General features: G+C 66.5%; 19 protein-coding genes. 3 read left to right on the top strand and 16 right to left on the bottom strand.

The window, feature by feature from the left end; all coding sequences use genetic code 11:
- Window positions 1-116: 116 nt before the first annotated feature.
- Window positions 117-2375: a TonB-dependent receptor gene (locus M3A49_RS04210; RefSeq protein ID WP_266227587.1), complete on the top strand. Its 2259-nt coding sequence runs from the start codon at window positions 117-119 to the stop codon at window positions 2373-2375.
- A gap of 89 nt (window positions 2376-2464) precedes the next feature.
- Here M3A49_RS04210 and M3A49_RS04205 read toward each other — a convergent pair whose 3' ends face one another.
- Both M3A49_RS04205 and M3A49_RS04200 read right to left on the bottom strand, forming a co-directional pair.
- Window positions 2465-3265 carry a family 1 encapsulin nanocompartment shell protein gene (locus M3A49_RS04205; RefSeq protein WP_266227586.1) on the bottom strand — a complete coding sequence of 267 codons (801 nt, stop codon included), beginning with the start codon at window positions 3263-3265 and terminating at the stop codon, window positions 2465-2467.
- Entirely contained in the window at window positions 3258-4343 is a 1086-nt protein-coding gene (locus tag M3A49_RS04200) for a Dyp-type peroxidase (protein WP_266227585.1), read from the bottom strand. The genes M3A49_RS04205 and M3A49_RS04200 overlap by 8 nt, the downstream gene beginning before the upstream one ends.
- Before the next feature lie 250 nt (window positions 4344-4593).
- Between M3A49_RS04200 and M3A49_RS04195 the strand changes: the two genes are divergently transcribed.
- Complete coding sequence (locus tag M3A49_RS04195; RefSeq protein ID WP_051481238.1) at window positions 4594-4866, top strand: hypothetical protein; 273 nt, start codon at window positions 4594-4596, stop codon at window positions 4864-4866.
- A 16-nt stretch (window positions 4867-4882) separates the two neighbouring features.
- Here the strand turns inward: M3A49_RS04195 and M3A49_RS04190 are convergent, their stop codons facing one another.
- The 5 genes from M3A49_RS04190 to M3A49_RS04170 form a co-directional block, all read right to left on the bottom strand.
- Entirely contained in the window at window positions 4883-6961 is a 2079-nt protein-coding gene (locus tag M3A49_RS04190; RefSeq protein WP_266227584.1) for a VTT domain-containing protein, read from the bottom strand.
- 295 nt (window positions 6962-7256) lie between these two features.
- Window positions 7257-8471 carry a CaiB/BaiF CoA transferase family protein gene (locus tag M3A49_RS04185; RefSeq protein ID WP_266227583.1) on the bottom strand — a complete coding sequence of 405 codons (1215 nt, stop codon included), beginning with the start codon at window positions 8469-8471 and terminating at the stop codon, window positions 7257-7259.
- A gap of 52 nt (window positions 8472-8523) precedes the next feature.
- Window positions 8524-9660: an acyl-CoA dehydrogenase family protein gene (locus M3A49_RS04180; protein WP_266227582.1), complete on the bottom strand. Its 1137-nt coding sequence runs from the start codon at window positions 9658-9660 to the stop codon at window positions 8524-8526.
- Between the two features lie 19 nt (window positions 9661-9679).
- Window positions 9680-10876 carry an acyl-CoA dehydrogenase family protein gene (locus tag M3A49_RS04175; RefSeq protein WP_266227581.1) on the bottom strand — a complete coding sequence of 399 codons (1197 nt, stop codon included), beginning with the start codon at window positions 10874-10876 and terminating at the stop codon, window positions 9680-9682.
- Window positions 10877-10902: 26 nt separating this feature from the next.
- On the bottom strand, window positions 10903-13026 hold the full coding sequence (locus M3A49_RS04170) for a 3-hydroxyacyl-CoA dehydrogenase NAD-binding domain-containing protein (protein ID WP_266227580.1): 2124 nt from the start codon (window positions 13024-13026) through the stop codon (window positions 10903-10905).
- Window positions 13027-13174: 148 nt separating this feature from the next.
- On the opposite strand from M3A49_RS04170, the gene M3A49_RS04165 reads away from it, so the two are divergent.
- The gene (locus M3A49_RS04165) at window positions 13175-14083 is read left to right on the top strand and encodes a LysR family transcriptional regulator (RefSeq protein ID WP_266227579.1); all 909 of its coding nucleotides are present in this window, start codon (window positions 13175-13177) and stop codon (window positions 14081-14083) included.
- 48 nt (window positions 14084-14131) lie between these two features.
- Here the strand turns inward: M3A49_RS04165 and M3A49_RS04160 are convergent, their stop codons facing one another.
- From M3A49_RS04160 to M3A49_RS04120, 9 genes are all read right to left on the bottom strand, one after another.
- Window positions 14132-14527 (bottom strand): Na+/H+ antiporter subunit G, encoded by a 396-nt coding sequence (locus M3A49_RS04160; protein ID WP_266227578.1) that lies wholly within the window; start codon window positions 14525-14527, stop codon window positions 14132-14134.
- Between the two features lie 9 nt (window positions 14528-14536).
- Window positions 14537-14812, bottom strand: coding sequence for a K+/H+ antiporter subunit F (locus M3A49_RS04155; protein ID WP_028202569.1), 276 nt, complete (start codon window positions 14810-14812; stop codon window positions 14537-14539).
- Window positions 14806-15300 carry a Na+/H+ antiporter subunit E gene (locus tag M3A49_RS04150; RefSeq protein ID WP_266227577.1) on the bottom strand — a complete coding sequence of 165 codons (495 nt, stop codon included), beginning with the start codon at window positions 15298-15300 and terminating at the stop codon, window positions 14806-14808. Before M3A49_RS04150 ends, M3A49_RS04155 begins: the two co-directional genes overlap by 7 nt.
- A 1-nt stretch (window position 15301) precedes the next feature.
- Complete coding sequence (locus M3A49_RS04145) at window positions 15302-16966, bottom strand: monovalent cation/H+ antiporter subunit D (protein ID WP_266227576.1); 1665 nt, start codon at window positions 16964-16966, stop codon at window positions 15302-15304.
- Entirely contained in the window at window positions 16963-17316 is a 354-nt protein-coding gene (locus tag M3A49_RS04140; protein ID WP_266227575.1) for a Na+/H+ antiporter subunit C, read from the bottom strand. Before M3A49_RS04140 ends, M3A49_RS04145 begins: the two co-directional genes overlap by 4 nt.
- Window positions 17316-20117: a monovalent cation/H+ antiporter subunit A gene (locus M3A49_RS04135; protein ID WP_266227574.1), complete on the bottom strand. Its 2802-nt coding sequence runs from the start codon at window positions 20115-20117 to the stop codon at window positions 17316-17318. The genes M3A49_RS04140 and M3A49_RS04135 overlap by 1 nt, the downstream gene beginning before the upstream one ends.
- A gap of 278 nt (window positions 20118-20395) precedes the next feature.
- Window positions 20396-22099, bottom strand: a complete 1704-nt coding sequence (locus M3A49_RS04130; RefSeq protein WP_266227573.1) for a lactate permease LctP family transporter — start codon at window positions 22097-22099, stop codon at window positions 20396-20398.
- A gap of 91 nt (window positions 22100-22190) precedes the next feature.
- Complete coding sequence (locus M3A49_RS04125; protein WP_266227572.1) at window positions 22191-23657, bottom strand: LutB/LldF family L-lactate oxidation iron-sulfur protein; 1467 nt, start codon at window positions 23655-23657, stop codon at window positions 22191-22193.
- Window positions 23654-24373 carry a LutC/YkgG family protein gene (locus tag M3A49_RS04120; protein ID WP_266227829.1) on the bottom strand — a complete coding sequence of 240 codons (720 nt, stop codon included), beginning with the start codon at window positions 24371-24373 and terminating at the stop codon, window positions 23654-23656. Before M3A49_RS04120 ends, M3A49_RS04125 begins: the two co-directional genes overlap by 4 nt.
- Between the last annotated feature and the right edge of the window lie 3 nt (window positions 24374-24376).

Raw genomic sequence — 24376 nt, 5'->3', positions numbered from 1 at the left:
ATACGAATTGCGAATTGAACGTTTACAAAAAAATGACGAGTTATTACAATTGATATCACAAATGAGAATCATGCGCATTTGCAATTACGACAATTCGCCGACCAACACGCTTACTCATGTCCGTCCATTTCCCGACGCGGATGCGCGCCATCGCCTCCGTCGCTGCGCTCTATTGCTCCGGTTTCTTCGCATCGCCTTTGGTTCACGCGCAGACCGCTCCCGCCGCCGATAGCCCCGCCGCGAGCGCAGCGGCGGCTACGCCGGCATCGTCCACCGCGGCCGCGGAAAGCACGCTGCCCGCCGTAAAGGTCGTTTCGGCGCCTTCCGACATGCAGACCAAAACGCTCGAGTCGTACAAGTTCACCGCGCCGCTCATCGACACGCCGCGCTCCATCACGGTGATTCCGGAGCAAGTGCTCAAGGAGAAGAACGTCACGACGTTTCAGGACGCGCTGCGCACGGTGCCCGGCATCACGTTCCTGGGCGGCGACGCGGCGGCGAATCCGTCTGCGGACCGGCCCGTGATTCGCGGCTTCGAGTCGCGCAACTCGATCTTCGTGGACGGCATGCGCGACTCGGGCGTGCAGAACCGCGAAACCTTCGACGTGCAGAACATCAGCGTCATCAAGGGTCCGGACTCGGTGTATGCCGGGCGCGGGTCGGTCGGCGGCAGCATTGACATCACGACGAAAACGCCGCAGGCCGACAACTTCATCAACGGCAGCGTGGGCCTTGGTACCGATAGCTACAGGCGCGCCACCATCGACTGGAACCAGACGCTCAACGACACCACCGCGTTCCGCCTGAACGCCATGGGCCACGACGCCGACCAGGCGGGTCGCACCGACGTGTACAGCAAACGCTGGGGCGTGGCGCCCTCGATCGCGTTCGGCCTGAACACGCCGACCACGGTCACGGTGAGCTACTACCACCTGAACACCTACGACATGCCCGACTTCAGCGTGCCGTTCCGCTCGACGGGCGGCACGCCGGTGTCGTCCAACCGCGGCCAGTTCTACGGCCTGAACACGCGCGACTACCGCTACGGCCAGACCGACACGGGCGAAGTGAAGGTGGAGCACCGCATCAACGACGCGTGGAAGATCAAGAACACGACGATGTTCGGCCGCTCGACACTCGACTACGTGGCGACCAATCCGCAGTTGACGAGCGCGACCTCGAACATCCTCAGCCTGCAGGCCAAGAGCGGCAAGTACGCGACCAACAGCGTCGCGAACCAGACCGAGGCGAACGGCAAGTTCGACCTGTACGGCATGCGCCATACGTTCACGGCAGGCGTGGAATTCAGCCACGAGCAGGACCTGTACGAGGGCTATCTCGTGAGCGATTCGGCGGGCAACAACATCCGCTCGGGCGGCCCGTGCCCGGTTGCGTACAACTGCGCGTCGATCAACAACTGGAACCCGAACAATCCGTGGACGGGCAGCATCGTCCTCAATGGCGACAAGGGCTTCCCGGGGCCTGCCACGCATACGCAGACGAATATCGCGTCGGCGTACCTGTTCGACAGCGTGCAGCTTTCCGAGCGCTGGATCTTCAACGCGGGCTTGCGCTTCGACCGCTATGACGTGAGCGCGCAGCAGGCGGGCGTGGCCGATCTGTCGAACACGTCGAATCTCTTCAGCTACCAGTTCGGCCTCGTGTTCAAGCCCGTGCCGACCTTGAGCCTCTATGCGTCGTACGGCACTTCGGCGAATCCGCCGGGCTCGAATTCGGGTCTTGGCGGCGGCACGGACCAGATCACGGCCACGAACAAGGACCTCGCGCCCGAGCGCTCGCGCAATATCGAAGTGGGCGCGAAGTGGGACGTGCTCGATCAGCGCCTCTCGCTCACCACGGCGTTGTTCCAGACCGACAAAACCAACGCGCGCGTGAGCGACGGCCTGGGCGGCACGATCAATGCGGGCTCGCAGCGCGTGCGCGGCTTCGAATTTGGTTTCGCGGGCAACGTGACGAACAAGTGGTCGGTGTTCGGCGGCTATTCGTACCTCGATGCGATCACGACCGATGCGGGCCCTGCCAGCCCCGCGCTCTCCGGCTTGCCGATGGTGATGGTGCCCAAGCACAACTTCACGCTGTGGACGAGCTACGACGTGCTTCCGAAGCTCACAGTGGGTGCGGGCGCAACGGTTTCGAGCCTGACGTATGCGTCGGTTTCAGCGACGTCGCGCAAGTGGACGCCGGGCTATGCGCGCTTCGACGCTGCGGCGACGTGGCGTGTGTCGAAGAAGATCGATCTGCAGCTCAACGTGAACAACATCTTCGACAAGGAGTACTACCAGAGCGCGTACCCGATCTACGCAACCTGGGCGCCGGGCCGCTCGGCGGTCGTGACGGTGAACTTCTATCAGTGATCGCGAACGCCGCTCGCGGCGAGGCATGAAAAAAGGGGCGCTCGCCAGGAAGCGCCCCTTTTTCGTGGCCTGCAAGAATCAGCGCAGGCTCACTCCGGTTTCACTGCCACCGACGCCTCGGAAGTCAGCATCATGAACGTGAAGCTCTCCTGGAGATACAGCTTCACGCTCTTGTCGTCATGCGACGAATACCCGATCGACACATCCTGCCCGAGGTGGAATGCGAAATCGCCGCCACGCGTGCTCAGGATCGCGCCGCCCTCGATGGCCGGCGCCCAGATGATCTCGCCGTTCACGAGGCGGCGAATGTGCTCGAGAATCGGATAGCCCATGTCGCTCGCTTCGCTCACCGCCGTGTACGCATCGGAGCCGAGCAGCACCGCATACGGGCCGTCCACGCCCTGCAGGCGCAGTTGTTCAAGCGCCTTGGCGATGATCGTCGGATAGTCGGCGATATCGGCCGGCATCGGCAGGATCGGGTTCGACGAGCCTTCGCGAATGCCCGTGATCTGCGCGGCCGTGTAGCCGTCAAAAATCGCGCGGTCTTCCGCGAACGCGAGGTGCGTGGCCGCGTCCTTAGCCGGCTGCCAGTCGGAGTCTTCGGCGCCGCGCTCCACGTCGTCGATGGCGTCGCGCGAGAGTTCGAACGGCACGCGCAATTCCACGATCGCCTTCACTTCGCGCTGGCGCGCACGGATGCCTTCGAACGGCGCTTCGATGCCGTTCTGGTGCCCGGTGCCGACTGCCGCGAGCGCCGGGCCGCCGGGGCCCTCGACGTCCACGACGCGGCGCCCCGCCAGCGAGCGCTTGAAGGTGCGCGCAACTTCTTCTTCGATTTGCGACCACGCGGCCGTGGAAATGGGCGCCAGCTCGCGATGGAGGTTATTCATACCGGGGTGCTCCTTTGAGGGATCCGATGGCGAGCGAGCCGTCCGCGCTGGGCGCGGCGGCAGGCTCGGTTTCTGTTTCCGATGCATGGTCGGCGCTCACCTCGATGGTGGGCGCGGCGCCCGGGTCGACTTCGGCGAGCGCTTCGAGCAGCGTCTGCGACGGCACGAAGAAGAGGCCCCCCGTGACGGCGCGGCTGAAGTCGAGCAGCCGGTCGTAGTTGCCGGGCGGCAGGCCGACGAACATGTTTTCGAGCATCTGTTCGATCGGCTCGGGCGAGCGCGCGTAGCCGATGAAGTAGGTGCCGAATTCGGCCGAGCCGGGCCGGCCGAACGGCATGTTGTCGCGCAGGATCTTGATCTCGTTGCCCGCGTCGTCTTCGAGCGTGGTGAGCGAGCTGTGCGACCAGCTCGGCTTCACGGCTTCGTCCAGTTCGATGTCCTGGAGCTTGGTGCGGCCGATGATGTGCTCCTGGGCCTCCACGGCAAGCGCGTTCCAGCCTTTCATGTCGTGCATGTACTTCTGCACGAGCACGTAGCTGCCGCCGCAGAATTCGGGATCTTCGCTTTCGCCGATCACCGTGAAATGGACGGCTTCGTTGCCCGTCGGATTCTCGGTGCCATCGACGAAGCCGATCATCGCGCGCATGTCGAAGTTGCGAAAGCCGTGCACTTCGTCCACGGTCGTGACCGCGCCTTCCAGGCGCGTCATGAGCTGGGTGGCCAGCTCGAAACACAGGTCGGTTTCGTCGGCGCGAATGTGCAGCAGGATGTCGCCGGGCGTTGCGATGGCCTTGCGCTCGCCCGTGCCGAATTCGCGGAACGGGTGCAGGCCGGCTGGGCGCGGTTCGCCGAACAGCTTGTCCCATGCGTCGGACGAAAAGCCGACCACGCACGACAGATTGCCGGCGGGCACGCGCTTGCCGACCGCGCGCACGAGGTTGGCGACGTCGGCGCACCAGCCGCGCACGGTGGCGCGGCTCGCGGCGTCGTCGTTGACGGTCGCGACGATGAAGAAGGCGTTGCGCGTGACGGCGCTGGAGACGGACTGCGGTTCCTGCGTGAGAGAGGCCGGCGTCATGATGTGGGGTATCGCTCGTGAGTCCTGAGTCGGGTTTGGGTTCTGCTGTGCCCGCATAGTTTAGCCAAACTCGGGGAAAACGGCCGTTTGCAGGCGAGAGGGGTGCCGTGCGAGGATACTCACCATGATATCGACGTGCCCTGACGGGCAGGCCGGAGTAAGCGCTGAAGCGCTAACTCCGGATCGACAGCTTTGCATGGGACCGGAGTAAGCGCTGAAGCGCTAACTCCGGATCGACAGGAGACACACCATGTGGGACCACACCGAGCATGAAGGCTTCGAGATCTGGGTGCTGCCGATTCCGGCGTTCGGGCCGCGCGCGCCCGAGCCGCTGTTCCATTACAGCGGCTACATCTGCCGCCACGGCGCGGACGCCCATGTCGAAGGGCGCAGCGTGCGCTTTCACGACATGATGCGCAACTACACGGGCCCCGACGCCGCGCTCGACGCCGCCTACGCGGACGCGCGCAAGCGCATCGACCGCTTCCATACCACGGGAAGCTGGGGCGAGAGCACGGCCTGAGCCTTCAATTACCCTTTCAGCGGCCGCCCTGCACGATCAGCTTCACGGGCCGCCCTTCGCAGCCCACGTCGCCCGGCAGCGCGAGCGTGCGCCAGCCCGCCGGCTGGCCGGGGGCGCTGAGGTCGGAAGCGTCGTCGGGATAGGTCGTGACCACGTTGAACGGCCATGACCCGCGCCGCAGCCGCTCGTGGACGAGCGAGCCGACCCAGATCGGCGTGGGCTCGCCGTCGCCCGCGTGGCCATCGCCATTGCCGTTTCCATTGCGCCGCGGCGCGAGCGCGTAGCCCGAAGGCCAGAAGCGCAGCACGTCGCGGCGGCTGCCCGGCTCGCCCGCGTCGCCCGGCTTCCCGGCGAGGCGCGCGCGGGCGAACACGAGCGGCGAGGGCAGGCCGTTATTCAGCTTCGGCAACAGCGGCAGCGACATCACGTCCACGTTCGGTGCGACAAGCGATAGCACGCTCCTCACCGAAATCTGCGGACCTTCGGCCCAGCCCGCGTCGCGCAGCGCCGCGCGCAGGTCGTCGGCGTTCGCGGCCCACTGGATCGTCATCGGCTCGCGGCGCGCGCCTTTCATGTCGAAGCGATAGCAGGCAAACGTCCTCCACAGCGAATCGCTCCACTGCATTTGCGAGAGGACGACAGGCGCCGTCGCGGCGGTCGTGGGCGGCGCGGGCATGCGCCCGGCCGGCACCGTCTGCAGCAGAACGGCGCCGACCAGCACGATCAGCACGATGGGCGGCACGTATGCGCGTTGCGGCGGCCGCTTGGGGTAGCGCCAGAGCGAGGTGAGCACCACGATCGCCACCCAGATCGCGGCGAAGGCCACGCCGCCGATGGCGTCCGAGAACAGGAAGCGGTCGAAGTAGAGCCCCGCGAACGCCACGGCGACGATGATCCCGTTGCCGAGCGCGGCGACGAGCGCGGCCTCCAGCATGCTCGCGCGCCGCACGAGCAGGAACATCACGAAGCCGTAGACGATCACCATCGACGATACGCGGTCGCTCGGGAACACATAGGCCTCGACGGCCTGGCCGCCGCCCGGCGTCGTATGGTGGATCGCGAAGCGCAGGATGAGGATGAGCAACTGCGAAACGGCCGCCGCGATCATCCAGTAAGCGATTGTGCGCCAACGCCGCTCCAGCACCATCCATATGCCAACCGTCGCGACGAGCGCCGCGAGCGTCCAGGTGCTGCCGAGCGTTTCGACGCGCGCGAGGGCCGCGTCGGCCCAGGTGGTGCGGATCGATTGCAGGAACTGGCGCACGGACTGGTCGATCTGCACGAGCGGCGCGCCGCGCAGCACGTTGCCGAGCACATAGGAAAATACGGCCGCGCAGACCGGCACGAGGCCCGTGATCACGATGACGGGGCCAAGCGCGGGCTGCGCCGGGTCGAGCAGACGGGCGATGCGCTTCGAGGCGAGCCCGGGATGCTGCGCCGCCCACTGTGCCGCGCTGCGCCGCGACGCACCCGCCCAGTTGTCGATGTGCAGCAGCAGCATGCGTACGAAGCGCCAGATGAGCCAGACCGCGAGCGCGACGATGCCGATGACGACCACCAGCCGGAACGACACCGCGCCCGCGAGCTGGAGCGAGGCGCCGAACACGACGCCCGGCACGATATGCGCGGGCGCCCAGACGAGCGCGGAAATCACGTTCATCATGAAGAAGCGCATGGGCTTCATGCCGGCCATGCCCGCGACGATCGGCACGACGGCGCGCAGCGGCGCGATGAAGCGCGCGAGGATCACGCTGCGCGTGCCGTGGCTCACGAAGTAGGCGTGCGCGCGCTCGAGAATGGCGGGGTGGCGGCTGAACGGCCACATCTGGGCCAGCGAGCCGCGGTAGCGATGGCCGATCCAGAAACTCACGCCGTCGCCGGCCACAGCGCCCGCAATGGCGCAGACGAAGAGCCAGCCGAGGTTGATCGTGCCGGTGGCGGCGAACGCGCCGGCAATGAACATCGCCGTGCTGCCGGGAATGAACGTGCCGATGAACGCGAGCGATTCGAGGAAAGCGGCGACCACCACAAAGGCGAGCGTCCACGTCGCGTGCGCGGCGAGCAGGTGCAGCAGATGATCGTAGGCGTGCTCCATGAGCGGGGCGGGTTCGTTTGCTGGGGCTCGCGGGACGGGCGCGAGATTGGGCGGGTGGCCGTCCGCACCGGCCGTCCGCACCGGCCGTCCGCGACTAGCCGCAAGCGGCGTGCGGGACCATCAGGCGCAATATAACCGGGCGCGCGCAACTACGTGCGACGCGCGGCCGGGCGGGGCGCAGAGAGAGGGCGAAGGCGGGGCCCGCGTCGCGCGGCGGCGACGCGGCGGGGTGGCGGCGGATTGGCGGCGTCTTGGCCGATTGCCCCAGCGAGTCCGGGTACGACCTGGACCAGATTCAGATAACGCCTTTCTCCTTCAACCCGGCCAGCTGTTCCGCCGAATAACCGAGCATCGACTGCAGGACCTCCTGCGTACCTTCGCCCAGTTGCGGAGGCGCGTGCCGCACGGGCAGGCGTTCGCCGTCGAAGCGCCACGGCGGCGCGAGCACCGGCGTCGTGCCGCTTTCGGTATGCGGATGCGGCTGCTGCGTGACGAGCCCGCCACGCGTTGCGCGCGGCGAAAGCAGCGCCTCGCGCAAGCCCGCCACTTCGCCGCACGGAATGCCCGCGCGCGCGAGCCTTTCGAGCAGCAGTTTGCGCGGGCGGCTGCCCAGTTCACGCGTGAGTTCGGGCACGAGCGTTTCGCGGTTCTGCCCGCGCAGGATGTTGGTCTTGTAGCGGGCGTCGTCGGCGAGGTCGGCGCGCTCGATCACCTCGCGGCAAAAGCGCTCGAACTGCGCGTTGTTGCCCACGGTGATGACGAGCGGGCCGTCGGCCGCATCGAACACGCCATACGGCACGATCGACGGGTGCGCATTGCCGTAACGCGGCGGGTCCTCGCCGATCAGCAGCGCTTCGAGGCCGTAGTAAGCGGTAATCATGAGGCCGCAGTCGAACAGCGCCATCTCGACGTGGCGCCCGCGACCCGTGCGCTCGCGCTCGTAGAGCGCGGCGAGCATCGCCTGTGCGGAATACATGCCCGTGAAAAGATCCACGGCCGCCACGCCGAATTTGAGCGGCGGCTGGTGCGCTTCGCCGTTCATCGCCATGAGGCCCGTTTCACCCTGCACGACGAGGTCGTAGCCAGGGCGTTTCGCTTCCGGTCCCTTGCGGTCATAGCCCGAAATCGAGCAATAGATGAGACGCGCGTTCTCCGCGCTCAGCTGTTCATAGCCGAGCCCGAGCTTTTCCGCACCGCCGAACTTGAAGTTCTGAACGACGATGTCGCTGGTTTTCGCCAGCTCGCGCACGATCTGCTGGCCTTCGGGCGTTTGCAGATCGAGCGTGATCGAACGCTTGTTGCGATTCACGCTGTTGAAATAGGCAGTCTCGGTTTTGCCGACGCGCACGCCCCAGTCGCGCGTGTCGTCGCCGCGGTCGGGATGCTCGATCTTGATGACTTCCGCGCCGAGGTCGCCCAGCACCATCGCGCTCCACGGTCCGGCCAGCACACGCGAAAGATCGAGCACGCGCACGCCCGATAGCGGCAAGCTGCTTTTGTCCGTCTGCATCAAGAGGTACTCCTGGTTCGTTGTCGGGGCAACGCAGTCGCCCCTTCATGGCTCACGCCGCCTCACGCCCCAATGCGATGTAGCGCGCGAGATGATGATCCTCGTCGCCAAGCTGATGATCGATCATCACGAGCCGCTTTGCATAGTGCGCGAGCGGCAATTCCCACGTCATGCCAATGCCGCCGTGCAGCTGGATCGCTTCTTCGGCCACGCGCGCGCCGATGCGCCCGATCGAGTACTTGGCGGCCGAAAGCGCACGTTCGCGCGGCCCGCGCGGCGCGTCGATCGCCGCTGCCGCGTTGATGACCGCCGAGCGCGCCTGCTCGATTTCGAGCAGCACGTCCGCCATGCGATGCTGCAGCGCCTGGAAGCTACCGATGGGCATGCCGAACTGCTTGCGCGTGCGCAGGTATTCGAGCGTGAAGTCGCGTGCGATATCCATCGCGCCCACGGCCTCCGATGCGAGCGCGACGATGCCGTATCCGCGTGCATGTTCGAGCGTCGCGAAGCCGCTGCCTGGCCCGCCGACGAGCGCATCGGCGTTCACCTTCACGTTGTCGAGCGCCACTTCCGCTGCGCGGCCGCCATCGATCTTGCGGTAGCCACGCAGGCTCACGCCCGCTGCATCGCGCGGCACGAGGAAGAGGGAGATGCCTGCTTCGGCGAATTCATCGCCGGAGGTACGCGCCGAAACGAGCAGCACGTCGGCATGTTCGGCGTGCTGTACGACGCCCTTCGCGCCTTGCAGCACCCAGCCATCGCCGCTTTTCTCTGCGCGCGTCGCCACGCGTGCGTCCTCGTAGTGCGAACCCGGCTCGTCGTGCGCGAGCGCGGCGATTTGCGAGCCGTCGATGAACGAGGCAATGCGCGCGCGCTGCGCCTCGCTGCCCGCACGGGCGAGCGCGCGGCCAACGATCAGCGTATCGAGGAACGGCTCGACCACGAGTCCGCGCCCGAGCGCTTCGAACACCACGGCGACATCGAAGCCCGCGCCGCCAAAGCCGCCTTCGGCCTCGTCGAACAGCGCGCCGATTACGCCGAGTTCGGCGAAGCGCTGCCACATGTCTGCGCTAAAGCCTTCGTTGGAGCGCGCGATTGTATCGCGCGTATTGAAACCGTATTGCTCTGTGATGAAACGATTGAGCGTATCCGCAAGCATGCGGCGGTCTTCAGTGTGCTGGAAGTCCATGGCGTGCCTCTCAAAGATCTCAAAGACCGAGAATCATCTTGGAGATGATGTTCTTCTGAATTTCGTTGGAGCCGCCGAAAATCGACAGCTTGCGGTTGTTGAAGTATTGCGCGGCGGCGCTGGCGGCCTCAATGGGCCCGATTGCCTCGCCCGCATACCCCTCTTCGAGCGCTTCCTCGACGCACGGCGCCGCATACGGCCCCATCGCGCGGCGTAGCAGCGAGGAGATCTCCTGGCGGATCTCGGTGCCGCGAATCTTGAGCATCGAGCTTTCCGCACCGGGCACGCCGCCGCCCGCCACCGCAGCGATCACGCGCAGGTTCGTCGTCTTCATGTTCTCCAGATCGATCTCGACCTTTGCGAGGCGCGCCGCAAATTGCGGATCTTCGGCGAGCGGCTTGCCGTTGCGCGTGATTTTCTGCGCGGCGCGCTTCAGGCGCGCGAGCGCCGCCACCGAAAAGCCCACGCCCGCGATATTCGTGCGCTCGTACGTGAGCAGATATTTCGCGTAGGTCCAGCCCCGGTTTTCTTCGCCAACCAGGTTCGCCACCGGCACGCGCACGTCGGTGAAGAACACTTCGTTCACCTCATGTTCGCCCTCAAGCGTGACGATGGGGCGAACCTCGATGCCCGGCGTGTTCATGTCGATCAGCAGGAAGCTGATGCCCTCCTGCTTGCGCACGTCGGTGGCAGTGCGCACGAGGCAGAAAATCATGTTCGCGTAGTGGCCGAGCGTGGTCCACGTTTTCTGGCCGTTCACCACGTAGTGGTCGCCATCACGAACAGCCGTGGTGCGCAGCGAGGCGAGGTCCGAGCCCGCGCCCGGTTCCGAGTAGCCTTGGCACCACCAGTCCGAGCCGTCGAGAATGCGCGGCAGCCAGTAGCGCTTCTGCGCCTCGCTGCCGTACTTGATGAGCACAGGTCCGAGCATGTTCACGCCGAACGGCACGATGCGCGGCGCGCCTGCAATCGCGCATTCGTTCTCGAAGATGAACTTCTGCACGGCGCTCCAGCCGGGGCCGCCGTATTCCTGCGGCCAGTGATTCGCGAGCCAGCCTTTTTCGTGGAGGATGGCGTGCCATTGCGCCATGTCGTCGCGCGTGAGGTGCCGGCCGTTGCTCACCTTGCTGGCAAGGCGCTGCGGCAGGCGGTCGTTCAGGAACGCGAGCACGTCGCTGCGAAACGCCTCTTCTTCGGCGGTGAATTTGAGGTCCATGTGTGAAAAGCTCCTTCAGGGCACATTCAGGCCGATTGATTGAGGCTGGCGAAATTCTCGCCGCGCTCGACCAGTTCGACGAGCAGCGGCGAAGGACGCCAGAACAGCGGATCTTCCTTCGCATACTCGCGGATATCGGCGAGCACGTTGGCGAGGCCCACGGTATCGGCGTACTTCATCGGGCCGCCGCGATAGCGCGGGAAGCCGTAGCCGTAGAGCAGCGTGACATCTACATCGAGCGGACGCAGGGCGATCTTTTCCTGCACGACGTTCGCGCCTTCGTTGATCATCGCGGCCATGTAGCGGCGCATGATGGCTTCGTCGCTGAAGGGGCGCGGCTCGATGCCGGCGCGCTCGCGCTCGGAGCGGATGATGGACTCGACTTCGGGGTCGGGCGTGCCCGTGCGTGCGCCTTCCGGGTACAGATAGAAGCCGCGGCCCGTCTTCTGGCCGAACCAGCCGCGCTCGCAGATGCGGTCGGCGATCTGCACGTAGCGCGCCTTCGGGTCGCGCGTGGCGGCGCGCCGCTTGCGCGTGGCCCAGCCGATGTCGCCGCCCGCAAGATCGACTACCTGGTACGGGCCCATCGGAAAGCCGAAGTCACGCACGGCCTTGTCGATCTGGTACGGCGAAGCGCCGTCTTCCATCAGATGATCCGCAGCGGTGCGGAACACCGCGAGAATGCGGTTGCCGATGAAGCCGTCGCACACTCCCGCGCGCACCGGCACCTTGCGCAGCTTCTTCGCCAGCTCGAATGCGGTGGCGACCACATCGGCGCTCACCTGCTTCGGCACCACGATTTCGAGCAGCTTCATGATGTTGGCGGGCGAGAAGAAGTGCAGACCCACCACGTCCTGCGGGCGTTTGATGCAGGCGGCAATGGCGTCGATGTCGAGATACGAGGTGTTGGTCGCGAGCACGGCGCCGGGCTTGCACACGCGGTCGAGTTCGGCGAACACGGCCTGCTTCACGGCCATGTCCTCGAACACGGCTTCGATGACGAGATCGGTGTTCGCGAGCGCGTCGTACGACGTGCTGCCGTTGAAGCGCGCGAGGATCTGCGCTTTCGCTTCGGGCTTCATGCGGCCCTTGGCGATGAGGCCGTCGTAGACCTTTTCCACATGGGCGCGGCCGCGTGCGAGCGAGGCGTCGTCGCGCTCGATCATCGTCACCGGCAGGCCTGCGTCGAGCACCGCCACGGCAATGCCCGCGCCCATCGTGCCGCCGCCGATCACGCCGACGGTTTCGATCGCGCGCGGCTTCGCGCTCTTCGTTTCAGGGGCCTTCTGCACCTCGCGCTCGGCGAAGAATGCGTGCACGAGACCCGCGCGCTGCGGGCTTTCGAGGCATTCGAGGAACTGCTTGCGCTCGAAGCGCAAGCCCTCGTCGAATGAAAGATCGAGCGCGGCCTGCACGCAATCGACGATCTTCAGCGCCGAGAAGAGGCCACGCGACTTCTTCGCGGTCTCGGCGCGCGCGGCGTCGATCGCGGCTTGCGCCTGGGCACGATCGGCGAGCGCCTGGGCGTCGCGTGTGCGTCGCACCGGCGTGTGGCCCGCGAGCAGTTCCTGCGCGTAGGCGAGGCCTTCGGCGAGGATGTCGTCGCTCGCGCCCACCCGGTCGACGAGACCCAGCTTGTGCGCTTCCTGCGCGCTCGCGTGACGGCCGCTCAGCATCAGCGAGAGCGCCGCTTCGACGCCGATCAGTCGCGGCGTGCGTTGCGTGCCGCCTGCGCCGGGCAGCAGGCCCAGCTGCACTTCGGGCAGGCCGAGCTTCGCGCCCGCCACAGCGAGCCGGTAGTGGGCCGCGAGTGCCACTTCGAGGCCGCCGCCGAGCGCCGCGCCGTGAAGGGCGGCGATCACCGGCTTGTGGCAGGCCTCGATGCGGTTGCAGACGTCGGGCAGCGCGGGCGGCTGCGGCGGCTTGCCGAACTCGCGGATGTCCGCGCCGGCAATGAAATTGCGCCCCGCGCCGACGATGAGCACGGCCTGCACGGCGTCGTTCGCCTCGGCATGCTCGATGGCGGCGGCGAGGCCGCGGCGCACGTCCACGCCCAGCGCGTTGACGGGCGGATTGTCCACGGTGACGAGCAGCACCTTGCCGCGCAGTTCATGAGTGACGGGGGAGGCGTTCACGGATTCGGATGCCATGGCGATGCTGTCTCCATAATGAGGGCCGGACTGGCGGGGCCAGACGGCAAAGTTTCACGTTCGCGTCGATTCTCGGCGCGCCAGGAGTAATTGACAATCCCATCACTTGTTGACAGACTGTCAAAGTATTTTTGACAATGGATGTGCCATGGACGTGAATGCGCTGACCCTGCTCGTCGAGATCCTCGACGCGGGCAACCTCAGCGAGGCGGCGCGCCGGCTCAAGATGAGCCGCGCGAACGTCAGCTACCACCTCAACCATCTGGAGAAGTCGATCGGCCTGCAGCTCGTGCGCCGCACCACGCGCCGTGTCGAGCCGACCGAAATCGGCCTGAAGCTCTACGAGCACGGCCGCGCGATCCAGAACGCGTTGCTCGCCGCGCGCGAATCGGTCTCGACGCTCGGCCAGAGCCTGCAGGGGCGCGTGCGGCTTTCGGTGCCGAGCGGCTACGGGCAGCTCGTGATGTCGGACTGGCTCATCCAGTTCAAGCGCATGTACCCCGGCATCGTGCTCGACGTGATGTTCGAAAATCGCGTGGAAGACCTGCTGCGCGACGAAGTCGATATTGCCGTGCGCGTGATGCACGAGCCGCCGCAGAATCTCGTGGCGCGCGATATGGGGCCGGTGAAGTACATCGCGTGTGCGTGCACGCAGTGGGCTGACAAGCACGGCATGCCGCAAACGCTGGAAGATCTGGCGCGCGCGCCTGTCATCACGGCAACGGTGGTGGGGCGGCAATTGCGCCTTGCGGGTTATCTGGACGAGGACCGCCACGAGGTGTTGCTCGAACCCTCGATCATTTCGGAAAACTTTCTATTTTTGCGCCAGTCGATTCTCGCGGGGCTCGGCGTGGGCATCGTGCCCGACTACGTGATGCACGACGACATTCGTCAGGGCGCTGCCGTCACGTCGCTCGACGCGTGGCGCTTGAGTATTTTCGGCACGCATATGTACATGCTCTATATGCCGAACCGCCACCACACGCGGGCGGCGTCCACCTTCATCGATTACGTGCTGGGCGAGGCCCGCAAGACCGGGCGCGGCGCCGCCGCGTGAGAGCCGCATGTAACGCGCCGTTACCCGCCCGAAGCTCCGCGCCGGTATTCAAGAGTCCTGTGCGGCATTGTCCGGGTTCGCGCGTTGCGCACGCTCGCTGCTTGCACCAACGCCGGCGGCGTCCGGGCGTCCGCGGGTGACGGACGAAACGGCCACGCGTTGCTGAATCCCGGCCTTCGTGAGCATATGCGCGCTGATGGGGGCGGTGAGAAACAGGAACGCCGGAATCAGCACTTCGTGCAGGCTCGCGAAATTGTTGTGCGCGCTGAAGTACACGACCGAAGCGAGCACGACGCCGCCGACGCCGAGCGTGGTCGATTTGGTCGGTCCGTGCAGGCGCATGTAGAAGTCGGGCAGGCGCGCGAGGCCGATCGCGCCGATCAGCGTGAACGCGCTGCCGAGCAGGAGCAGCACGCAGACAATCGCTTCGATGACGGTTTGCATGGCGAAGCCCTAGTTCAGTTCGATGATGTCGCCGCGCTGCAGGTACTTCGTGAACGCGACGGTCGCCACGAACCCCATGACCGCGATGAGCAGCGCGATTTCGAAGAAGACCGTCGAGCGCAGCATGATGCCGTAGACGACGATCAGCGCGATCGCGTTGACGTTGAGCGTGTCGAGTGCAACGAGCCGATCGGGCAGCGATGGCCCGCGCACGAGGCGCACGAGCGTGAGCAGGAACGCGAGCCCGAGGATCGCGAACGACACCGGAATGACGATGGCTAGCATGCGAAGATCTCCATGAGCGGGGCTTCGTAACGGGACTTGATCAAGGCGACGAGCGCGGTTTCGTCTTCGAGATCGAGCACGTGCACGACGAGGCGCCTGCGGTCGTCGGAGAGCTCGGCGCACAGCGTGCCGGGGCTCAGCGAGACGATGCTGATGAGCGCCGAAAGCGCGATTTCGTGGGTGCTGTCGAGCGGCACGTCGATGAAGGCGGGGCGCAGGCGCTTCGTCGGGCCGAGCACGAGCAGCGCGACTTCGAGATTCGCCACGAGGATGTCGTAGAGCACATGCCCCAGCAGCCGCACGAGCAGCCACGGTTTGCCGAAGCGCACAGGCGCGAGCCACAGCCCTTCGCCCACGCGGTAAGCGATGGCGGTGCCGAGCACGAGTCCAAGGAGCAGGTTGCCCGGCGACGCGTCGTTCATCAGCAATACCCAGCATACGAGCAGCACGACGGTGAGCCAGGGGTGCGGAAAGAGCCTCTTGAGCATGTCAGCTTCCTCCGCTCTGTGACGTTTGCGGTGCCTGCGCGGGCAGGATCGCGTGAACGTAGGCTTCGCGGTCGAGCAACTGTGCGGCGGTGGCGTCGAGGTACTGCTTGAGCGGGCCAGCGAACACCGTTGCCGCCACCACGCCCGCGAGCAGCAGCGCACACGCGGCGAGCTTGGCGCGGCTGCCGCGCGGCGCGGCGGCGGGTGCGCCGTCGTAGACGCGTGCAGCGGGCATCGCCCACAGCAGGCGTGTGCCTGTGCGGCTGAGCGCGACGATCGACAGCAGGCCCGCAACCAGCACCGCGGGCCAGAGCACGACGGCCTGCGCAAGCGGCGTGGCGGCGAGCACCATGGCCTTGCCCAGAAAGCCCGAGAGCGGCGGCAGGCCGACTGCGCCAACCGCCGCCGCGAGATAGAGGACGCCGGCGAGGTTCGAGGGCCTGGGCGCGGGCGTTTTTTCAGGGTCCGCTGCCGTGGGCGGCGTTGCGATTGGCTCGCCGTCCGCGTCGGGCGTGATGGCCGGTGCGGTGGCGTCGTCGAGCGATTCGAGCGAGGCGGGCTCGCGTGTTTCGGCTGCAGCGGGCACGACCGCAAGTTCGCTTGCTTCGGACTCCAGTGTATCGGCGAGCATGAACAGCGCGCCCGTGCATAGCGTCGTGCTGATGAGGTAGTACAGCAGCGCGCTCCACGCGAGCACGGTTTGCAGCGTGACGGCCGCAATCAGCAGGCCGACCGAGACCAGCACGAGAAATCCGGTCGTGGTCTTGAGGCTCGATACCGCGAGCGCGCCGAGCGCGCCGTAGACGATCGTCGCAATGGCGAGCCACCACGCCCATTGATGCAGGAACGCGTCGAGCACGCCCCCCGCCGCGCCGAACACGAGCGCGTCGCAGCGAAGCATCGCATAGATGCCCACCTTGGTCATGATCGCGAACAGCGCGGCTACGGGCCCGATCGCGCTTCGATACGCCTGTGGCAACCAGAACGACATGGGGAACACGGCGGCCTTGAGGCCAAATACGAGCATGAGCGTCGCGCCGGCGAACTGCGCGAGGGGCAGCGACGCGGCGTCCAGATGTGCGAGCCGCTCGCCCATGTCGGCCATGTTGAGTGTGCCCGTGAGGCCGTATAGCACGCCCAGCGCGATCAGGAAGAACGACGAGCCCACGAGGTTCAACAGCATGTAGTGCAGGCCGTTGCGCACGCGGCGGCGGCCGCCTCCATGCAGCAGCAGCGCGTAAGAGGCGATCAGCAGCAGTTCGAAGAAGACGAACAGATTGAAGAGATCGCCGGCGAGAAACGCGCCGTTCAGGCCCATCAGCTCGAACTGCACGAGTGCGCGATAGTAGCGTCCGCGCCGGACGTCGGCGCTCGTGGTGCCGAGCAGGCAGCAGCACGCGAGCAGCGCGGTCAGCAGGAGCATGAGCGCGCCAAGCCGGTCGATCTGCAACACGATGCCGAACGGCGAGGGCCACGCGCCGAGGGCATAGCTGGCAACCTGTCCTTGCGCCGCGAATTCGGCGAGCGCCACCGCGATGGGCAGCAGCGCGAGCGTGGCAACTACGTTGATCGCACGCTGCAGGCGTTTCGCGCGCAGCGGCAGCGCAACGATCGCGCCGGCCGCGAACAGCGGAATCAGGATGGGGAGGATGAGAGCGTGGTTCATTCGCCGCGCATCTCCAGGCCGCTGCGCTGCGGGTTGTCGCCGTCCAGATGATCGGTGCCGTCGATCGCGAGCGCGCGAAGCGCGAGCACGACCGTGAAGGCCGTCATGGCGAAGCCGATCACGATCGCGGTGAGCACGAGCGCCTGCGGCACCGGGTCCGCATACTGCGCGCCTGGCGCGATCACAGGCGGCTTGCCGGTGGAGAGCCGGCCCATGCCGAGCAGGAACAGGTTGATCGCATACGAGAACAGCGTAATGCCGAGGATCACCGCCAGCACGCGCGCGCACAGCAGCAGGTAGAGGCCGCTCGCACAGAGTACGCCGAGCGTAATGGCGAAGGCGGCTTCCATCAGCTTTTCTCCACGGATTGCATGTCTTTGTCGCGCACGCCAAGGTGCGAGACGATCGTGAGCGTCGTGCCGACCACGGCGCCCAGCACGCCGAGGTCGAACAGCATGGCCGTGCTCAGTTCGATTTCGCCGATCAGTGGCACATGCAGATGGCCGAACGCGCTGGTGAGGAAGGGGTGGCCAAGCACGATCGCACCCACGCCCGTTGCGGCCGCAACGAGAATGCCGAGGCCCGCGAGCGCGCGGTAGTTGATGCGGATGCGCGACTCGGTCCACAGCACGCCGCTCGCCATGTATTGCAGCAGGAGCGCAATGGAGATCACGAGCGAGGCGATAAAGCCGCCGCCCGGCAGATTGTGGCCGCGCAGAAAGATGAACGCGGCGACGAGCAGGGTGAGCGGCAGCATGAGGCGCGCGAGAATGGCGAGCAGCAGCGGATGCGACTGCGACGACCACGGCAGGCCGCCCGGGCCCGTGTCGGGCGATTTCAGGCGCAGGCCGCGCAGCAGCGCCTTCACGGCGAGCCCCGCCACCACCAGCACGCTGATCTCGACCATCGTGTCGAAGCCGCGGAAATCCACGAGGATCACGTTCACGACGTTGTGGCCGCCGCTGCCCGGCAGCGCGTTCGCGAGAAAGTACTGGCCGACGCCACCGTTGGGTGCGCGCGTCATCACCGCATACGCCACGCCGCCGATCAGCGCGCCGCCCGCGAGTGCGAGCACCGCGTTGCGGGCGCGCGCGGCGGGAGGCTGTTGCGCGCGCTGCACGACAGGCAGAAAGTAGATGGCGAGCACGAGCAGCAGCACCGTGACCACTTCCACGGAGATCTGCGTGAGCGCGAGGTCGGGTGCGGAAAAACGCACGAACGCCAGTGTGACGAGCAGCCCGCAGGTGCTCAGCATCACGAGCGCATAGAGCGTATTGGCGCGCACGAGCACGACGCCCACTGCCATCAGCGCCATCAGCACGAGGCCGACGAGCGTCATCGCATCGAGCGGCGCCGAGCGGTACGCGCCGTCCAGCGAAGCCAGCGCGAGCAGCGCCGTGCCGGGCACGATCAGCATCGCCGCGATCATCCACGCGAGATACGCCGGCAGCGAGCGCGTTTCGAACAGATTGACCACGACGCCCGCGGCTTTTTCGAGCTGCTGCACGAAGCGGTCGAAACCTTCGCTCGCGTTCATTTCGGAAAGTACCGAACGATGATGGCGGAACGCGTCGCGGCGATAGAAGAACAGCAGCGCGCCGCCCACGAACGACACGCAGCTCATCACGAGCGGCAGATTGATGCCGTGCCACAAGCTCAGGCTGTACGTGGGCACGACGCCGCCCAGCGCGAACCACGCCGCGGACTCGAGCATCTTGCCAATGGTTTGCTCCGGCACGAGGCCCACGAGCAGACAAATGATGACGAGAATCTCGACGGGCAGCTTCATGAAACGCGGCGGTTCGTGCGGCGGATAGTGCGGAAGGTCGTGCGGCGTTTCGCCGTCGAAGAACACGCCCCACACGAAGCGCAGCGAGTACGCGACCGAGAGCCCCGCCGCGATGACGGCGAGCGCGGGAATGATCCAGCTGAAGTCGCCGAGCAGACCTTGTGCAAGCGTTTCGCCGAAGAACATCTCCTTCGAGAGGAAGCCGTTGAGCAGCGGCACCCCTGCCATGGCGAGCGATGCCACGGCGGCCAGCGCGGCGGTATGCGGCATGAAGCGGCGCAGGCCACGCAGGCGGCCCAGGTCGCGCGTGCCCGTTTCATGGTCGATGATGCCCGCCGCCATGAAGAGCGAGGCCTTGAATACCGCGTGATTGAAGGTGTGAAAGAGCGCGGCGACGGTGGAGAGCTGCGTGTCGAGGCCGAACAGCAGCACGATGAGCCCGAGATGGCTGATGGTGGAATACGCGAGCAGCCCCTTGAGATCACGCTGCACGAGGGCCATGGCCGCGCCGCCCGTGAGCGTGACCAGGCCGATCAGGCTCGTCACGTAGAAGAACCAGTCTGTGCCTTCGAGCACGGGGTAAAAGCGTGCGATAAGGAAGATGCCCGCCTTCACCATGGTCGCCGAATGCAGGTACGCGGAAACGGGCGTGGGCGCCGACATCGCATGCGGCAGCCAGAAGTGGAACGGGAACTGCGCCGACTTCGTGCAGGCCGCGAAAAGCACGAGCAGGAGAATCGCGGGATACAGCGGATTGCGCTGCACCTGGCCTGCATGCGCGAGCACGACGTCGAGGTCGTAGCTGCCGCAGACGTGGCCCAGCAGCAGCACGGCGGCCAGCAGCGCGAGGCCGCCCGCGCCCGTGATGGTGAGCGCCATGCGCGCGCCGCGCCGCGCTTCGGGGCGCGAAGGCCAGAAGCCGATCAGCAGGAACGACACGATGCTCGTGAGTTCCCAGAAGATCACGAGCAGCAGCAGGTTGTCCGACAGCACCACGCCGAGCATCGCGCCCATGAAGAGCAGCAGCAGCGCGTAAAGGCGCGGCAGCGACTCGCTGCCCGCGAGGTAGTAGCGCGCGTAGATAAAGACGAGCAGGCCGATCGCGAGCACGAGCAGCGCGAACATGAACGAAAGACCGTCCAGACGCAGCGCGAACGAGAGGCCGAACTGCGGGATCCAGTCGGCTTGCCAGTGCAGCACACCATGGGTGGCCATGCCCACGCGTTCGCTGCCCAGCAGGCCCAGGCCGAAGAGTGCGGCCGCGAATGCGACCCACGTGCCGGAGGCGGGTGCGTGACGTCCCGCGAACGCGACGAGCGCCGCGGCGACGAACGGTATTACGACGAGCCACCCCATTGCCATTCGACACTCCCCGTGAATCCGGCAGGGCGCCGAGCCGCCGCGCCGCAGTTCACGATCATAGCCGCAAACGGGGACGGAGTTCATTCATGTGGCATCAAGGCGGCCACGGGGTGTCATACGAAAGAAACGTGCGTCAGGTTCTTTGGCTTGGGGGCTCGTCGACGATCTTCACATCGACCAGACGAAGGTTTCGCGAGCGCGTGTCGTTTTGCCAATCCTTTCCACACGCACGCGCGGCCCGTTCATGCTCGTTTCGCGTTGTGACCGCGACTACGCCCTCACTGCGGAATCATCCCGGTCAGCACATAAGCCTGAATCAGCGTCACCACGCCCACGACAGCCGCGAAGAACAGGCTATGGCGCACGGTGAAGCGGAACAGCGACGATTCCTTGCCGACGAGGCCGGTTGCCGCGCAGGCCACCGCGATCGACTGCGGCGAAATCATCTTGCCGCTCACGCCGCCCGAAGTGTTGGCCGCGACGAGCAGCGTGTCTGACACGTTGATCTGGTGCGCCGTGGTGTGCTGCAGCGAGCAGAACAGCGCGTTCGACGACGTATCGGAGCCCGTGAGGAACACGCCGAGCCAGCCGAGGAACGGCGAGAAGAACGGGAAGGCGGCGCCGGTGCCCGCAAGCGCGAGGGCGAGCGTGGACGACATGCCCGAGTAGTTCGCGACGAACGCGAAGGCGAGCACGAGACCGATGGAAAGCACGGGGCGGCGCAGTTCGCCGAGCGTTTCGAAGAACGCGGCCACAGCGGCGCGCGGCTTCATGCGCAGCAGGATCGCGGAGAGGATTGCGGTGATCATGATCGCGGTGCCCACGGCCGAGAGCCAGTCGAGCTTGAACACGGCTTCGTACGGCTTGGGCGACGCGACGATCGGCGCCGTGCGAACCACGAGCTGATCGAGGCCCGGTACATGCAGGCTCAGAATCGTGCCGGCGAGCGGCCCCTTCGCTGCGAAGAGCGCCTTGAACGGCTTGACGCTCCACATGGTCACGATGGCCGTGAGCAGAATGAACGGCGACCACGCGCGCACGGTCTGCGCGATGCTGTACGGCGAAGCCTTGCGGCTCGAAGCCGCCGCACGCGAACCGCCACCGCCGAAGCCGCCCAGCGCCGCGGCACCGCCGCTCACCTTCACGCTCGTGCCTTGCGTCGCCCGGCGCGGCTGCCACACATTGAGGAACGCGGTGAGCGCGACGAGGCTCACGAGCGCCGAGGTGATGTCCGGCAACTCGGGCCCGATGTGGTTCGACGTAAAGTACTGCGTCACGGCGAAGCTGCCGCCGGCCACGAGCGCGGCGGGCCACGTTTCCTTCACGCCGCGCTTGCCGTCCATGATGAAGACGAGCCAGAACGGCACGAAGAGCGAGAGCAGCGGCAGCTGGCGGCCCGCCATCGCGCCGATCAGGAACGGATCGATGCCCGTCACCTGGCCCGCGACGATGATGGGAATGCCCATCGCGCCGAATGCAACCGGAGCGGTATTGGCGATCAGGCAGAGACCCGCGGCATAGAGCGGCTCGAAACCGAGGCCGACGAGCAGCGCAGAGGTGATCGCCACCGGCGCGCCGAAGCCCGCCGCGCCTTCGAGGAACGCGCCGAACGAGAAGCCGATCAGCAGCAGCTGCAGGCGCTGGTCATCGGTGATCGAGAGCACCGAGGCGCGGATGATCTCGAACTGTCCCGTCTTCACGACGATCTTGTAGAGGAACACCGCGGTGACGATGATCCACGCGATCGGCCAGATGCCGTAGGCAAATCCGAAGCCCGCGGCAACGAGCGCCTGGCGCACGGGCATGCCGTACTCGAAGATCGCCACGGCGAGCGCGAGCAGCAGGGTGATCGCCGCGGCGACATGGCCCTTCATGCGCAGGCCGGCGAGCGCGACGAAGAAGAACAGAATGGGAATAGCGGCCACGAGCGCGGACAGCCAAAGACTGCCGAGCGGTGTGTAGATCTGGTACCAGGGTTGCACTACGGTCTCCTCCGATGATGCGGGTAGAAAATTTATGTGAGGCCGCCAGTCTTGCTTTGTGCGTTATTTCGCAGGCCTGACGACAGGGCCGCTATTGCGGCTGGTCGCGTTCGCGCAGCAGGTCGTGCAGGCTGCGCGGCGCGGGCTTGAGCGGCGTGCGATGCTGGGTCCAGCCCATTTGCTGCGAGGGCGCGAGCCCGCGCAGACGCGTCATGGCCCAGCGCAGCGCGCGGTAGGCACGCGGGTGCGCGAACGCGCCGCTCCAGAAGCGCCAGATGAACTGCTCGCCCCTGCTGTGATTCGCGCCCTGGCCGCGCAACGGATGCGCGACGCTTTCCTCGGGGTCGCGGTTCGCCTCGGTGCGCAGGCGCACGAGTAGTTGCGGAATCGGAATGCGCACCGGGCAGACTTCGCCGCACGCGCCGCACAGGCTCGAAGCGGTGGGCAACTCGGCGGTCGCGTCGAGCCCGAGCAGATGCGGCGAAATGATCTTGCCGATCGGTCCCGGGTAGGTCGTGCCGTACGCGTGGCCGCCGATGCGCGTGTACACGGGGCAGTGGTTCATGCACGCGCCGCAGCGGATGCATTGCAGCGTGGCGCGCAATTGCTCGTCGGCGTAGGCCTGGCTGCGGCCGTTGTCGAGCAGGACGAGATGCACCTCGCGCGGGCCGTCTTTCTCGCCTGCGCGGCGCGGGCTGCTGATCAGGTTGAAATACGTCGTGATGGGCTGGCCCGTGGCCGAGCGCGTGAGCAGGCTCGAAAGCGGCACGATGTGCTCGAGCTTCGCCACCACCTTTTCCAAGCCCATGATCGCGATATGCACGTCGGGCACCGTGGTGGAAAGGCGCCCGTTGCCTTCGTTTTCCACGAGCCAGAGCGTGCCCGTATCGGCGGCGGCGAAGTTCACGCCGGAGAGGCCGATCTGCGCATCCACGAAGGCGCGGCGCAGCGCCCGGCGGCCCGTTTGAATGAGCGTGTCCACGTCCTCCGTGAAGGGCGTATCGGGGATGTGCGCTTCGAACAGGTGCCCGATGTCGCCCTTCGTCTTGTGGATCGCGGGCATCACGATGTGCGAGGGCTTTTCGCCCGCGAGCTGCACGATGTACTCGCCCATATCCGATTCGATGCAGTCGACGCCGCGCTCCGCGAGGTAATGGTTGAGCTCGATTTCCTCGCTCGCCATCGACTTGCCCTTGATCACGCGCGTGGCCGCGTGACGCTGCGCGATGGCGTGGACGATGCGGTTCGCCTCAATGGCGGTCTCGGCCCAATGCACCTGAATGCCGTTCGCGCGCAGCTTCGTTTCCAGTTGTTCGAGCAGTTCGGGCAGGCGCGCGAGCGCATGCTGGCGCACCGCTTCGCCGAGATCGCGCAGGGCTTCGAGTTCGTCCGCCTCGGGGAACTGCGCGGCGCGCTTGCCTTGCAGGAAGTCCATCGCGCCGCGAAAGCTCTTGCGCAGTTGCGGGTCGTCGAGCGCCGTGCGTGCGCGCTGGCGGAATTGTTCGGTCGGGACGAAATGAAGCGTGTTTTCCTGCGAGGTCTGCGTGGTCGTGCTCATTCGGCGGCTCCGTGCTGCACACCCGTTTCGCGATCCTCATCGGTCACGACGACGACCCACAGGGCGCGGGGACCATGCGCGCCATAGGCGGTGGTCTGCTGGATATCCGAGGTCTTCGACGGACCCGAGATCATCACGAGATTGGTGGGCATGCCGTCACGCCAGCGCTCCGCGGCCACGGCGGCGTGCAGGTCGGCGTGCAGCGTGTTCGCGTGAATCAGCGCGACGTGCAGCGGCGGCACGAGCGAGACCGTGCGCGGCGCGTTCGCGTCGGGCACGACCACGAGCGTGCCTGTCGCCGCGAGACCCGAGCGTGCGACGGTGAAGCCCGCGTCGATGGTGTCGAAGAGTTCGGCCTTCCACTGCTCGATCGGCTGCGCGTAACTGCGCGCCTGCACGGCAGCCGGTAGCGCTGCCTCGAGCGCCAGGCCTTCGGCGCAGGCGGTGTCGAGCAGCAGGCTGCGCACGCCCGCCGCTGCGAGGCGCGCAGCGAGATGGACGGCCCACGTTGCGGCGCTCGCGCAGATCACCTCGGCGTGCGCGGCTTCGAGCATGCGCTGGAACTGCGCGATGCGTTCGTTCAGCGCTAGCGGGGCAAGTGCCCGGCGCCCGGTGAAATGCGCGTCGATGCGGGCGTCGAGCGCTTCGAGCGTCGTCGCGGGTGCGGCGGGGGCATGGCCGCGCAGGCGTTGCAGCATGCGCGCACGCGCGCTCATCGT

This window comes from Paraburkholderia sp. CNPSo 3076 (genome assembly GCF_026343935.1).
Lineage (GTDB): Bacteria > Pseudomonadota > Gammaproteobacteria > Burkholderiales > Burkholderiaceae > Paraburkholderia > Paraburkholderia nodosa.
The sequence above is the reverse complement of the archived record's forward strand: the minus strand, read 5'-3'. Positions and strand labels throughout refer to the sequence as shown.